The organism is Kosakonia sp. H7A (genome assembly GCF_003028445.1).
GTDB lineage: Bacteria > Pseudomonadota > Gammaproteobacteria > Enterobacterales > Enterobacteriaceae > Kosakonia > Kosakonia radicincitans.
This window is the reverse complement of sequence record NZ_PYTZ01000004.1, coordinates 396,745-409,712: the sequence shown is the minus strand read 5'-3', so window position 1 is coordinate 409,712 and position 12,968 is coordinate 396,745. Positions and strand designations below refer to the sequence as shown.

Here is a 12,968-nt window from a genome sequence, read left to right as displayed (position 1 = left end):
CACGCGCCTGTCCTGCGTTTTCAGCATTTTGTTTTACGGCTGCGGTGATCTCTTCCATGCTGGAGGAGGTTTTTTCCAGAGATACCGCCTGCTGATCGGTGTGCCCGGCGATTTCCTGATTACCGGCAACGATATCCTGGGTATTGGTGTTGATCCTCTCAGCACCATCGCGGATCTCTTCAATAACGGAAGTCAGTTGCTCGCGCATCACCCCCATCTCATGTAACAGGCTGGCGTTATCACTGGCTTTTTTATTCACGCTCTGCGATAAATCCCCGGCGGCAATTCTCGACACGACCTCAGCCGCATAACGCGGTTCTCCGCCCAGTGTTTTCAGCGTGCTGCGGTTAATCAGATAAACCAGTATCGAGAGCAGAATGCTGATAGCGATAAATTGCGCGATATTCTGGTAAAGAGAACTGAGAAAGACGTCCTGAATATCATCAACATAAAGACCCGTCGTAATAATCCATCCCCAGGGAGACCATGGAATGTTGTAGGCAATTTTGGGCTTCGGAACGGTGTCTCCCGGCCGCGGAAAATCATAGGCGGTAAAACCATCATGGCCATCCTCCGTCACCTTGACCATATCCCTGAAAATATAGACGCCATTCGCATCGGCAATATCCGGCCCTTTGCCAATTAACGCGGCATTAATGGGATGCATAATGACCTGTGCCTGGTTATTCAGAATAGTAAAATATCCTGTGTCGCCATAGCGTAAGTCTTTAATGATCTGGATTGAACGCTGTTGTGCTTCCTCTTTTGATATCAGCCCCTTATCAACAAGTGTAGCCTGCGTTTTCACCACGTTAAGGGCTAACTGGGAAACATACATTAATTCCTTTTTTCGTAGCGCCAGCTGGTCATCTTTAATTTTTACTGAGCCAAAGAATAATGACCCGGCAAGGCTTAGCAGTGCGACAGCAAGTGGAAGCCACAGTTTATGCGCAAAGGATAATTTCATAGCATGCTAACCTGTTGTTGTTGTATAGGGCAGGTATTGCGCAGGTCTGCGGGTATCAGACTGCGCTTAATTTCTTTATCGGGAGATGTAAGAGAAATAATTAATCGATAATATTGATATATGTGAAATTATATATTTCATTTTTGTTGTTGAGAGGTTAATGCCATGATAGATATAGAGTTATTCTCCGGAAAAATCATTGGCATGTTAAACTTTAGCAAATAGATAAACGTATTCACGGTAATCATTTCGGCCATAAGAACGAAATACTTATAGCCGCTTAACATGAATTAGCGCTAAGCGGTGTGATGGTTTTCACATTATTTCAGGCTGGCGCGGTGGAATCGCTCTCACTTATCATCACGCCCGATATAATACCCGCATAAACTATGTCGGGAAATAAAGCGCGGTTTGGCTGAACGAAATATATCTCATTAAAGTGCGCTAATTATCTCGCCCGTACTGGTGCAATAAGCATAATGATGTGATGCCTTTATTTATTCTGTAAGCAGGCGAAGAAATCCCTCTCCTCAAGACCCGCTGTTAAATATTTTCTCCAGAAGCTTTAGCGCCTTTTTCTCATCCATTTTCAAGGCGTTATTCAGGGATGTTTTGCCCGTCGGGGTAACATACCGGTTGGCCTGGGGGAGTGAGCCATTTTCATATGCGAACGCAGGGTTCCAAAACGATAAAAAGAGGCGGCGTTGTCCGTTATCACCAGGGCCAGCTGTTGTTCTCGTAATCGAGGAAGAGATGGCTTCTGGCGTTCCGGTGTTGCTCAATCACACTGACCATGCCGTTGACGCTGGTGCTCACATCGATCTCGGCATCCACTGTACCGTCCAGCGTGCCCATCGCTGTCGTCACCCAGCCAGGATGAATGGACAGAACCGTCTGCGCTCCCTGGCTGATATCCATATAAATGCAGCGAGCGAGCATGTTCAGCGCCGCTTTACTGGCCCGGTAAAGCTCAAGGCCTATTCCAGGTTCGGTATTGCTGGCAATACTGCCCCGGTGCGAAGACATAAAAACCAGGCTTCCATCAGGCTTAAGCATCGGCAGCAGGTGCCGGGCCAGGCGGGCAGGGCCAAAAGCATTGGTCATCATGATTTGCTGAAATTCAGCGTCAGAAGCCTGTAACACGGACTGATGCAAAGGGCCGTACATACCGGCAACCATAAAAATAATGTCAAACTGCCGTTCACGCATCTTGCCGATAAGCGGCCCGATATGGGACGTATCGGTGACATCAATCTCGCTGGTGGTGAGATGGCCTGGGTAAGTCTCTCCCAGGGCTAGCAGTGAAGAGGTGTCCGCCGCCGGTAAGTGGGTGGCAAAAACTTCCCAGCCGCGCTCCAGATAGGCTTCTGTCAGCCCCAGCCCCAGCCCTTTCTCAGACCCGACAATCAAAATGCTCTGCTTTTTCATCATTGTCTCCCGGTTATTGTGCGGTATAACCGCCGTCAGCCATTAATACTGTTCCCGTCACGAAGCTGGCTTTCGGCGATGCCAGCCAGATAATCGCTTCAGCAATCTCTTTCGGCTGAGCCACCCGCCCAAGTGGATGAACGTGGCCGTAGCTGGCCAGCGTGGCGCGGCTGTCTTCCACGATGCCGGAAAGAATATTCGTTTCGACGACGCCGGGAGCGACGGCATTAACCCGGATGCCATACTCAGCAGCCTCCAGCGCCAGCACTTTCGTCAGTTGGGCAATTGCGCCTTTAGAGGCCGAGTAAGCAGCCGTGGTTTTCATGCCCACCATGCTGACCACGGACGCCACATTGACAATCGCGCCTTGCCTGCGGGGCTGCATCACTTTCAGGCTTTCCCGGCTAAGGAGAAAATAGCCTCTGGCATTGATGGTCATAATGCTGTCCCATTCTTCAACGGAGGTTTCAGTCGCCAGTTTATTCAGGGTCTTGCCCGCATTGTTGATGAGAATATCCACGCCGCCGAATTCGGCCTGAGCGAGAGCAACCGCGCTGATGACTTCCGCTTCCTGGCTGACGTCGCAACGTTGTGTCGCCACCTGATTGCGCTGTGCCAGCGCATGAACCGCCGGGTTGATATCCAGCGCGATTACCTTCGCGCCATGGCTGACGAGAAGTTTTACAGTGGCTTTGCCAATATCCCCTGCGGCTCCCGTGACAATCGCCACGCGGTTCGCTAATCCCAAAAAATCTGCCATTTTTTGTTCCTCACATGCTGTGTCACGTTGTCCGCAAAAGGGTATGAGAGGCAGCGCAATGCAACAATGAAGGTTCCTGTACAAAGATTATCTATTTCTGTCAGAATTCGGTTTAGCAACCTGCTGATGGCGGGGAAATTTATCTTTTCATATACAGGAGGCGCAATGTCCGGCGTTACCTCAAGCCTTATGCGGAAAATGATCCCTGCTTTGCTGGCGCTGGCGCCTGATGAAGGCTACACGCGCACCGGGATGAAGGAGATAAAACTGTTGCGGGCCAATGAGTCGATGCCCCATACGCCTGTCCTTTATGAACCATGCATTGTTATTGTTCTGCAGGGAAAGAAAACCGGTTTGATGGGCGGGCAGGAATTTACCTACGATCCCGGGCACTATCTGGTTGTCTCGGCACCTCTGCCGTTCACCAGCCAGACGACGGCCAGCCAGCAAGAACCTCTGCTGGCGATGTCTGTATCGCTTGATGTCGCCACTATTGCCGAATTACTGATTGAAATGGGCGAAGGAAAAGGAAGTGAGAAGGCAGGGATCCTGTTTTCCACTCCGCTGGGAGAAGAGCTGGCCGATACGGTTTATCGCCTGCTGGTGGCACTTTCTGATGAAGAGCAAAGCAGAATTCTGGGGCCGGGTATTCTGAAGGAGCTTTATTATCGTGTACTGATTGATACTCAGGGGGCGGCAATCAGAGCGGCGCTCTCCGGAAAGGGGCATTTCCGGCAAATTGCGGGTGCTATCCGCACGATGCATACCCGGTTTATGGATCCTATTGACGTTGACATGCTGGCGAAAGAGGCCGGAATGAGCGCCCCCTCTTTTCATCGTCATTTCCGGGCATTCACCGGTACGACGCCAAAACAGTATCTGATTTCCATCAGGCTGCATCAGGCGCGTTTTTTAATGGTAAAGCGTAATGTCACTGCCAGTGAAGCCTCTTTTCGGGTTGGCTACGTCAGCCCGACACAATTCAGCAGAGAATTTAGCCGGTTCTTTGGTTGTCCGCCGCAAAAGGAAGCTCACCGTTTACGCCATTTATTAAAAGTCAAAGCTGAATCGTACTGGCCGGAATAACCCCTTTTCGGCCTTGACGTTGTGGCATTTAAAGAACGGATGGGCGCAATTCACTCCATCATTCATAGAGTATCCGTTCTAAAACAGCGCGATACATCGCGCTGTTACGAGCTCATATCTCACTCAGAATGCGGTTTCCAGTGAATCGGTGACGCAATAATCATCATCCACCAGAGGCAAATACCGCCATTTATCGAAGGCGGTGCAGGGGTGTGAAATACCGCAGCCTACCCAGTCGCCGGGCTTTAACGCATCCTCTTCCGGCAGCAACAGATACGCATGCTGATCATTTACCTCGCTGATGCGCATGCCAGAAGCTGCGCGCGGGGCGCTGCCATCGACATTCCGCACCCACAGCGGATTCGGCAGATCTTGATCGAACGGCACATCACGGCGGCCGAAATCAACAAACGCCAGGCCTGGCTCGGGGCGCGACAGCACTCGTCCCCAGATCTCCAGCGCGGCGGTGAAATGATGTGTGGCACCGGGCTGCGCGAAAGGCGCGATACGCGCGTAAAGCCCGCTGTCGTGCGCCATGTAGGCACCTGATCGAATCAGCGGCGTCATCGGCAGCGGCAGGTTCGCGGCCGTAAAACAGGCCGAGACCACGTCAAACCACGCGCCGCCGCCAGCGCTGAGGATAATATGCTGGCTGGCAAACAGCTGATGTTCGGCCAGCAGCGCCGCCGTGGCGATCAGCATCTGGCAGTAATCTTTTACCCGCTGCACGCCTGCGGCATCGCGTCCGGCACCGAGCGCGCCTTCATACCCCGCAACGCCCACCAGTTGCAGGACAGGGCTGGCAGCAATCGCGGCGGCAATCTCCAGCGCTTCAGAAGATGAGCGGCAGCCGGTACGCCCGCCGCTGACCGACATCTCCAGCAGTACCGCAATGCGGCTGTCGCCGAGATGTTGCTCCAGCAAACGAACCCCCTGCAGCGAATCGACGTAGCACAGGAAGCCATGATCGGGATGCTGTTTTTGCCATTCGCCGATCCAGCGAATGCCGCCGGGATCGACCAGTTCGTTGGCAAGGAAGACGTTACGAATGCCGAACTGGCGCAACGCGCGAACCTGCGCAGGTGTCGCGGCGCTCAATCCCCAGGCACCGCCTTCCGTGACGGCGCGGCGCAGGATCGCCGGAGACATTGATGTCTTGCCGTGTGCTGCCAGCATCACGCCTTGTTCGCGGCAAAAATCCGCCAGTTGACGCAGATTATTCTCCAGTGCTGATTGCTTCATCAGCATCAGTGGGGAAAACACCTCTGGGCTGCTAAAGATCGGCGTGCCGTTAGCCAGCGGCTGATTGCCGGAACCGGCGACTGATTTAAAACGCGGTGCAGGCTGCTGCGCATCCAGCGCGCCGTCCGCCTGCAATGGAAAGTGAATCGACATCATGCCTCCTGTTAGTGCTCAAGCACGCGTGATAAGAACTGCTGGGTGCGCGGATTCTGCGGATTAACGAAAATCTGCTCCGGCGAACCCTGCTCGGCTATCACGCCCTGATCCATAAACACCACGCGGTCAGCGGTTTTACGCGCAAAACCCATCTCGTGAGTGACCACCACCATGGTCATCCCTTCACGCGCCAGGCTGCGCATTACTTCCATCACTTCGCCGACCAGTTCGGGATCGAGCGCTGACGTCGCTTCATCAAAAAACATAATTTTCGGCTCCACCGCCAGCGCGCGAGCAATCGCCACACGTTGCTGCTGACCGCCGGACAACTGAGCCGGGTAGTGATGCGCGCGCTCGGCCAGCCCGACACGCGCCAGGGCTGCGAGGCCGCGTTTATTGGCTTCGGCCTCGGACAGTTTCTGCGCTTTAATCAACGCCAGCGTCACGTTACCGAGCGCGGTTTTATGGGGAAACAGATTGAACTGCTGAAACACCATGCCAACGTGGCCGCAGATTTCGCTGCTACGTTTGCGGTCATGCAGCGGCACTTCATTAACCCAGATTTCCCCGCCATCGGCGGTTTCCAGCCCGCTCATGATGCGTAACACGGTACTTTTGCCGGAGCCGGATGCGCCAATCAGTACCAGCACTTCGCCGGGCGAAACATCAAGGCTTATCTCTTTCAGCACCTGGGTTGAGCCAAAGGATTTGGTAATCCGGCTCAGCGTAATGGCGGATTTGCTCATGATAACTGGCTCCTGGTTTGATGATGTTGAACCCAACGGGAAAGCGGAAAGCAGACTACGAAGTAGAGCAGGGCGACGAGGCCGTAGATCACCACTGGCTGGCCGATGCGATCGACAATCGCCTGGCCCTGGTGCATCAATTCCGACATACCGATCATGCTGACAATCGACGTATCTTTAATCAGAGAAAGGTACTGGCCTACCAGCGGCGGCAGCACAATGCCACGCGTTTGCGGCAGGATCACGCTAAGAAACGTCTGGCGCTTCGACAGGCCGAGGATCCACGACACTTCCCACTGGCCCTTAGGTACGGCTTCAATACCGGCGCGGAATACTTCGGCGATGTAAGCGCCCTGATAAATGCTCAGGCCGAGGATACCGGCAGCGAACAGATTGATTTCATAGCCGAAGTACGCCACACCAAAATAGATAAACATCAGTGTGATCAGGACCGGTGTGCCGCGAAACAGTTCGGTATAGAACACAGCGATCTGTCTGGCGACCGGCAAACGGCTGGTGCGTAACACTGCCGCCAGTAAACCGAGCAGCGTACTGCCGACGATAGCGGCGATGGAGAGCAGTAAAGTGACGACCAGGCCTTTCAGCAGGATTGGCAGCGAGCCGATGATAAGTTCGCTCATAGCGCATTCTCCCGTTTCACTGGGTTAATCCATTTTCTTGCCCACCACCAGCCGGGCTTTTTTACTGGCGTTACCAGCGGCGGATGGAACATCCGGCGTCCTGCCATGTTGCCAAGCCACGAGAACAGGTTGCTCAGCACCAGATAAACCAGCGCGACGACGCTGAAGGTCTGGATGTACAGCAGGGTGCGCGCATTGATCACCGTTGCGGTACCGGTCAGCTCCGGCAGCGCGATGGCTGAGAGCAGCGAAGTGCCGAGCAGTAGCTGAATCAGGTTGTTGATAATGGCTGGCCACACTGCGCGCGCGGCCTGCGGCAGCACCACGCTGAGGAAGATTTGTCGGCGCGGAATACCGAGGATATACGCCGCTTCCAGTTGACCCTTCGCTACCGACTGAATGCCCGCGCGGAAGGTTTCCGCCAGGTAAGCACCCACGTTAATCCCCAGCGCCAGTACGCCTGCGGTAAAGGCGCTCATGGTGATACCCAGCGACGGCAGGCCAAAAAAGATGATGAAGATTTGCAGCAGCACCGGCGTGTTGCGGATGAACTCGACGTAGCAGTGGCTGAGCCAGCGTAGCGGCGCCAGCGGCGAGGATTTCGCCAGCGCGGCCAGCAGACCGAGCGCCACCGCCAGGGCAAACGCCAGCAGCGTGACCTGTAGTGTTAGCCACGCGGCTTCCAGAAAGGTGTCGGCGTAGCGCCACAGGGTTAGCCATTGATAACTCATGGTGTGACTCCTTCAGGCGGCGCAGCATCGGCGGCTGCGCCGTGGGCGAACAATCAGTATTGCGGATTCAGCGGGTAGCGCGGTTTACTGCCGAACCATTTCTCATACAACTGGGCGTTCTCGCCGGAAGCATTGATTTCAAAAAGGAATTCATTCAGATAGTTGGTCCATACCTGGTCGCCCTGTTTCACCCCGAAGGCGTTGTACTCCAGCGGCACCAGCGCTTCGTTGGTCACGGTCAGCGACGGATCGAGTTTCGCCTGATAGGCGAGGAAGTTGTTATCTTCGATCATGGCATCCGCCTGGCCCTGTTTCACCGCCAGAATTGCTGCCTGAGAGGAATCGTACTCCTGAATTTTCACGTCGATGCCGAGGTTACGCACTTCATCGCCGTTAGTGGAACCTTTCACGGTGGCAATGGTTTTTCCGGCCATATCATGCGCGGACTGAATACCGCTGTTTTTGCGCACCAGCATCGCTTCGCTCGCCACGACATAGGGGTTGGTGAAACCGATCTCTTTGGCGCGTTCCAGATTGCGGGTGAAGTTACAGAACACCACGTCAACTTTATTGGTTTGCAGGTTAGGGATGCGGTTGGCGCTGGTGGTATTGACCATTTCCAGTTTGACGCCCATCTCTTTCGCCAGCGCTTTAGCCAGATCGACATCATAACCATCCGGATTGCCGTCTTTATCGTAAAAACCAAACGGGGCAAAGCTCAGGCAGTCACCCACGCGCAGCGTGCCGCGCTGCAGCACGGTTTGCAGCGCAGACTGTGGCGCAGCACCCGCCTCTTTTTTCTCTTCGGTCGGCGTACAGCCCGCAACAGCCAGCAATACCAGCGCGCCCGCCAGTGCCTTGGCACTTAATTTCAGCGATGTTGCATTCATTTTTATGCTCTCTTTTAATGTTTAACGAGACGGTGTAATACCGTGTCATCCGTTATAAGTCAGACGATCACCGGCGCAGCGGCAGCGCTGATTATTTCGGGATATTTTAATGAACAAGCAAAAGCATCAATTAATAACAGGCTGTCCTGGTGTTGGCGAAGAAGAAATAGAAACGCTCAGCCTGTTTTAACGGTTTTAATTATTTGCGGTCGGCGCGGAAACATTTCATATCCACTTCCACTTTGCAGTCGACCACTAAATCCTGCACGCTACAAATACGCGCGGGCGGATTATCACTAAATATCTCTCTGAATACTTTATTAAATGAACTGAAATAGCGTGCGTCGGTTAATACCGCCGTCACGTGCACCACATCCTCCACGCGGTAACCTGCTTCCCGCATGATGGTCAGACAGTTGTCGAACGCCAGTTGCGTCTGTTCGATGATACCGCCTTCCACAACTTCGCCCTCACGCATCGGTGTCTGGCCCGAGATATAGAGCCAGCCATCGGCCTCAACGGCCCGCGCGAACGGCAGTTTCTGCCCACCTGTACCGGTGCCGCCTTCAATGCCATAACGCTTAATCGTCATGCAATGCTGCTCCTTTTTGTTCTGAGAATACCCGTTAGTACCGGGTGATAGTTGTCTGGTATATCGGACTGCTATCTGCAATACCGGATAGGGCAAGATTTGCACAGGTTTTTTATTTTTGCAATATATCGCGAGGAATTTAATTTCTCGTGATGTCGTTGCGATCGCAAAATAAAAAAGGAATGCCGAAATTTTCTGCCTGAAAATGTTATCGCTGTCGTGGTTTAAAAAAATAACCTGCATGCAATGCGCTAAAATGAGGCCCCAAAATAGAACAAAGAAATATAAACTCTGGCAATGAAATTTTAATTAACGGGGATGGGTTAACGGCGATGCTCGGTGTATGATGCTTTTCTTTTTTACTGTCTGGCGCGACCGCCCGACTGCATCAGGAGAATTTGCTTATGCCGGACGAGAAGCCATCGCGGGCGCGCGGTGTTGACCGTGTTATCGACATTTTTCGCCAGTTGCATATCGCTCGTCAGCCTATGGCGATGCGCGATTTGATCGACGCTACCGGTGCACCGCGTTCCAGCGTATATGAACTCGTTAACCTGCTGAGTGAGGCAGGGTTGCTTGAACTGGATGCCGACGGCGCGGTGTTTTTTGGCCGTGAAATGCACTATTACGGTGCGGACTACATGGCGCATAACGACCTTATCCGCCGCTCGCATCAGTTAATGGTTGAGATCGTGGCCCGTCATGGCGAGACGGTGCAGCTCTGTATGCTGGAAGGGAATAAGTACACCGTTGTGCTGTCGGAAAGTAATGCTCACCCGTTCAAAATCACTTCTGATATCGGGGTGCGGGTGCCGATTACCTGGACGGCCACTGGTCGTCTGCTGCTCAGTAATTGGTCGGACAGCGCCATTCTCGATCTTATCCCCGAAGAGGATTACCGACTGGCGAACGGGCAAGTCCTCGACAAGCAGGCATTCCTCGAAGATATTCATCGTGCCGGGCAGCAGGGATATTGCCTGACCGAAGGTTTGTCAGAGAGTTTTACCTGCTGTATGGCGGCGCCGATTCGTTCCCGTAGCGGGCAGGCAGTCGCCGCTATTTGCTTTATGGTAAGTCGCGATACGCCGGAGGAGCGCCGTCAGATGCTGCTGAAAGAGTTGATCGTTTCCGGGCAAAAATTATCTGACTTCACCTGAGCCTCTATTCCCTGTGATTGACAGGCATCTGAAATCTGGCTCACCGGGTTACACCAGCAGGTGAAAGGGCGTGTCGCTATCGCCGTTGAGCTGGAAAAGCCCGGTGAGGGACGCGAGCCAGAAGTCCCTATTTATCACCGTTTTTCCTGTGCATGCGTTGACTCGCTTTTTTGCCCGGTGGCGCAAAGGATGATCCGCAGAGAGTGAAGTCTTCAGGTGATTAATGATTATTCCACAATCTTAAATATAATAAGGTATATCCTATCTGACCAGAAAATATTCTGGCAGATTTGAATATCACCTGTGCATTATTCTGACATAAACTGTTTAATGGTTTTTTAATTCAGTGTGCTTACATACATTCGAATTTTTCTTTGTCATCAGAATAACAAGTCTTATATTTTTATTAAACGTTGCTTTTTCGAATTCTAAAATGCTTAGCGTTTTATTAATTAATTCAATGTATTTATAAAATAAAAATAAAATCATTGCTTCTTTTGTGACGGATGTCAAAAAAAAAGAATGAAAACTCAGTCCATTACCAGATCTTAATGGCGGTTGCCTGGGTGGAGTTCCTTATTCTTCGATGATAAAGTCTGATAAGGCAAAAGATGATGGTTATCATCAAGGGGATACGATGTATAGCAAATTATCAGTCCTTTTTAAGGAATTGATGGATGAAGAATATCATACCGCTCGCGAACTAGCCGCAAGGCTTAATGTTAGTGAAAAGACAGTTCGTGTCCGCTTGAAAGAACTGAATGATATCGTAATATCACATGGTGCCATGATCGCTTCGAAATCGAATATGGGGTATAGATTAACGGTTGACGATTATGATTGCTTTAACCAGTTTGCTCTTTCTGATAATAAAGAAAATAAGGTTTCCCGGCCAACGACATCGAATGAACGAATTACTTTTATTCTCGCTTTTTTATTAAATCGACACAGCTATATCAAACTAGATGATTTATGCGAGCAGTGTTATGTTTCCCGCAATACGATGACTGCAGATCTAAAAAAAGTTGAGTATATTCTGCACATACACAATCTGGTTTTAGAAAGACGGCCTAATTATGGTATTATTATCGACGGCAGCGAATTCAATAAAAGGGTATGCATAGCAAATAATCTCATCAAACGTGATGACTTTATGAATTCTGATGGAAAAAAAGAAGAAAAGCTAAAGGCGATTGGCAATATCGTTTTATCCGTTTTGCATAAAAATGAATATCGTATATCAGAGGTCTCACTGGAAAACCTTATTTCTCATATTTTCATCGCATCATATAGATCTAAACACGAACAATCCGTAGATATTGACGGTAACAGAATCGTGCAATTGGTGAAACCGGATGTTCTGGAGGCAACTAAAGAGATTGTGCTGCGTACCCAGAAAGAACTCCAGACCCTCATGCCAGAAAGCGAACAGTTCTATATAGCACTGCATATGGGAGCTAAATTATCGTCTGGCTCTTATAATCACCCCGGTGTAAATATTGTTATTTCCCGAAAAATTGATGAACTAACCTGGCGGATGCTGGAGATTGTACATAAAAGCTTTAACATCGATTTTATGGATAACCTGGAATTACGTATGTCATTAAATCAGCATATGGTTCCGCTGGATATACGGATGCAATACGGTATTCCACTCAGTAATCCATTACTGCATGAAATAAAGAAAGAATACGCTTTTGCCTATACAATGGCAGCAACGGCATGCATTGCTCTGTCAGAGCATTATGTTACCAATATTCCGGAAGATGAAATTGCTTATTTCGCTATTCTTTTTGAGCTTGCGCTGGAAAAAAAAGATAAGGAAATTGACAAAAAGAATATCATCGTTGTGTGTGTGTCAGGCAAAGGTACCACACAACTTTTTATGTACAAATATAAACAAGCATTTGGTAAATACATTGAAAATATTTATGAGTGCACTGCCTGGGAGCTGAATTCCTTTGATTTTGCTGGGCATAATATTGAATATATATTTACAACCATCCCGATCAATATTGACGTGCCGGTACCAGTGTTCGAAGTAAATTTATTCCTGGAAAATAAAGATATTATCACCTGCAGTGAAATCTTTGAAGCCAGCAGCAACGCTTTTTTGCATAGATATTATCTACCAGAGTTATTTCTAACAGATATTGTGGCAGAGAATAAAGAGGAAGCGCTCAGATTACTCTGCCAGCATACGGAAAAATACTTTCCATTGCCTGACGGTTTTTTAGATGCGGTAATGAAAAGAGAAGTGCTGGGGCAAACGGATTTTGGGAACCTGATCGCTATTCCTCATCCATTTCAGGTTATGACCAGAGAAAGTTTTGTCACGGTAGGCATATTACAGCAACCTATATGGTGGGGGCATAATGAGGTACAGGTTATTTTCCTCATTTCTATTTCTTCTGAAGAAGATACGGAGATCGGGCGCTTTTACCAGCTGACAACGAAATTGCTGTTTGATAGTGAGGCCTTACAGCAACTGCTTAAGGAACAACGATTTGAAGTGCTCATGACGTTACTGAAAGGGGGTGTCATATCGTGAGATATGGCAATTTTTACCAGA

General features: G+C 50.5%; 12 protein-coding genes and 1 pseudogene. 4 read left to right on the top strand and 9 right to left on the bottom strand.

Going from position 1 to position 12,968, the window contains the following annotated elements; translation table 11 throughout:
* The 3 genes from CWM66_RS17000 to CWM66_RS16990 form a co-directional block, all read right to left on the bottom strand.
* The coding region (locus CWM66_RS17000; RefSeq protein ID WP_199200048.1) for a cache domain-containing protein at positions 1–967 on the bottom strand (967 nt) is incomplete at its 3' end.
* A gap of 714 nt (positions 968–1,681) precedes the next feature.
* On the bottom strand, positions 1,682–2,395 hold the full coding sequence (locus tag CWM66_RS16995) for an SDR family oxidoreductase (RefSeq protein ID WP_107146949.1): 714 nt from the start codon (positions 2,393–2,395) through the stop codon (positions 1,682–1,684).
* 13 nt (positions 2,396–2,408) lie between these two features.
* A complete protein-coding gene (locus CWM66_RS16990; protein WP_107146948.1) occupies positions 2,409–3,155 on the bottom strand; it encodes an SDR family NAD(P)-dependent oxidoreductase in 747 nt (248 codons plus the stop codon).
* Positions 3,156–3,353: 198 nt separating this feature from the next.
* On the opposite strand from CWM66_RS16990, the gene CWM66_RS16985 reads away from it, so the two are divergent.
* The gene (locus CWM66_RS16985; protein ID WP_107146955.1) at positions 3,354–4,241 is read left to right on the top strand and encodes an AraC family transcriptional regulator; all 888 of its coding nucleotides are present in this window, start codon (positions 3,354–3,356) and stop codon (positions 4,239–4,241) included.
* A gap of 123 nt (positions 4,242–4,364) precedes the next feature.
* Here CWM66_RS16985 and CWM66_RS16980 read toward each other — a convergent pair whose 3' ends face one another.
* The 6 genes from CWM66_RS16980 to CWM66_RS16955 all read right to left on the bottom strand — a co-directional run bounded on the left by CWM66_RS16980 (position 4,365) and on the right by CWM66_RS16955 (position 9,239).
* Positions 4,365–5,636: an alanine racemase gene (locus CWM66_RS16980; RefSeq protein WP_035889905.1), complete on the bottom strand. Its 1,272-nt coding sequence runs from the start codon at positions 5,634–5,636 to the stop codon at positions 4,365–4,367.
* An 11-nt stretch (positions 5,637–5,647) separates the two neighbouring features.
* Positions 5,648–6,385, bottom strand: coding sequence for an amino acid ABC transporter ATP-binding protein (locus CWM66_RS16975; RefSeq protein ID WP_035889906.1), 738 nt, complete (start codon positions 6,383–6,385; stop codon positions 5,648–5,650).
* Positions 6,382–7,026 carry an amino acid ABC transporter permease gene (locus CWM66_RS16970; protein WP_007372870.1) on the bottom strand — a complete coding sequence of 215 codons (645 nt, stop codon included), beginning with the start codon at positions 7,024–7,026 and terminating at the stop codon, positions 6,382–6,384. The genes CWM66_RS16975 and CWM66_RS16970 overlap by 4 nt, the downstream gene beginning before the upstream one ends.
* Complete coding sequence (locus tag CWM66_RS16965) at positions 7,023–7,757, bottom strand: amino acid ABC transporter permease (protein WP_072440751.1); 735 nt, start codon at positions 7,755–7,757, stop codon at positions 7,023–7,025. The genes CWM66_RS16970 and CWM66_RS16965 overlap by 4 nt, the downstream gene beginning before the upstream one ends.
* 53 nt (positions 7,758–7,810) lie before the next feature.
* Entirely contained in the window at positions 7,811–8,647 is an 837-nt protein-coding gene (locus CWM66_RS16960; RefSeq protein ID WP_007372872.1) for a transporter substrate-binding domain-containing protein, read from the bottom strand.
* 199 nt (positions 8,648–8,846) lie between these two features.
* Positions 8,847–9,239, bottom strand: a complete 393-nt coding sequence (locus tag CWM66_RS16955) for a RidA family protein (RefSeq protein WP_007372873.1) — start codon at positions 9,237–9,239, stop codon at positions 8,847–8,849.
* A gap of 404 nt (positions 9,240–9,643) precedes the next feature.
* Here CWM66_RS16955 and CWM66_RS16950 point away from each other — a divergent pair, with 404 nt between their 5' ends.
* The 3 genes and pseudogenes from CWM66_RS16950 (at position 9,644) to CWM66_RS16945 (ending at position 12,947) form a co-directional block, all read left to right on the top strand.
* The gene (locus CWM66_RS16950) at positions 9,644–10,396 is read left to right on the top strand and encodes an IclR family transcriptional regulator (protein WP_007372875.1); all 753 of its coding nucleotides are present in this window, start codon (positions 9,644–9,646) and stop codon (positions 10,394–10,396) included.
* A gap of 21 nt (positions 10,397–10,417) precedes the next feature.
* Positions 10,418–10,596: pseudogene (locus tag CWM66_RS29545) on the top strand (IS110 family transposase); the annotation flags it as partial.
* Between the two features lie 386 nt (positions 10,597–10,982).
* Positions 10,983–12,947 (top strand): transcription antiterminator, encoded by a 1,965-nt coding sequence (locus CWM66_RS16945; protein ID WP_233218396.1) that lies wholly within the window; start codon positions 10,983–10,985, stop codon positions 12,945–12,947.
* Positions 12,948–12,968 lie beyond the last annotated feature (21 nt).

Excerpts from the sequence above, each read along its gene's own strand:
- CWM66_RS16995 (WP_107146949.1), bottom strand. The coding sequence starts at position 2,395 with ATGAAAAAGCAGAGCATTTTGATTGTCGGGTCTGAGAAAGGGCTGGGG.
- CWM66_RS16990 (WP_107146948.1), bottom strand. The coding sequence starts at position 3,155 with ATGGCAGATTTTTTGGGATTAGCGAACCGCGTGGCGATTGTCACGGGA.
- CWM66_RS16985 (WP_107146955.1), top strand. The coding sequence starts at position 3,354 with ATGATCCCTGCTTTGCTGGCGCTGGCGCCTGATGAAGGCTACACGCGC.
- CWM66_RS16980 (WP_035889905.1), bottom strand. The coding sequence starts at position 5,636 with ATGTCGATTCACTTTCCATTGCAGGCGGACGGCGCGCTGGATGCGCAG.
- CWM66_RS16975 (WP_035889906.1), bottom strand. The coding sequence starts at position 6,385 with ATGAGCAAATCCGCCATTACGCTGAGCCGGATTACCAAATCCTTTGGC.
- CWM66_RS16970 (WP_007372870.1), bottom strand. The coding sequence starts at position 7,026 with ATGAGCGAACTTATCATCGGCTCGCTGCCAATCCTGCTGAAAGGCCTG.
- CWM66_RS16965 (WP_072440751.1), bottom strand. The coding sequence starts at position 7,757 with ATGAGTTATCAATGGCTAACCCTGTGGCGCTACGCCGACACCTTTCTG.
- CWM66_RS16960 (WP_007372872.1), bottom strand. The coding sequence starts at position 8,647 with ATGAATGCAACATCGCTGAAATTAAGTGCCAAGGCACTGGCGGGCGCG.
- CWM66_RS16955 (WP_007372873.1), bottom strand. The coding sequence starts at position 9,239 with ATGACGATTAAGCGTTATGGCATTGAAGGCGGCACCGGTACAGGTGGG.
- CWM66_RS16950 (WP_007372875.1), top strand. The coding sequence starts at position 9,644 with ATGCCGGACGAGAAGCCATCGCGGGCGCGCGGTGTTGACCGTGTTATC.
- CWM66_RS16945 (WP_233218396.1), top strand. The coding sequence starts at position 10,983 with ATGATAAAGTCTGATAAGGCAAAAGATGATGGTTATCATCAAGGGGAT.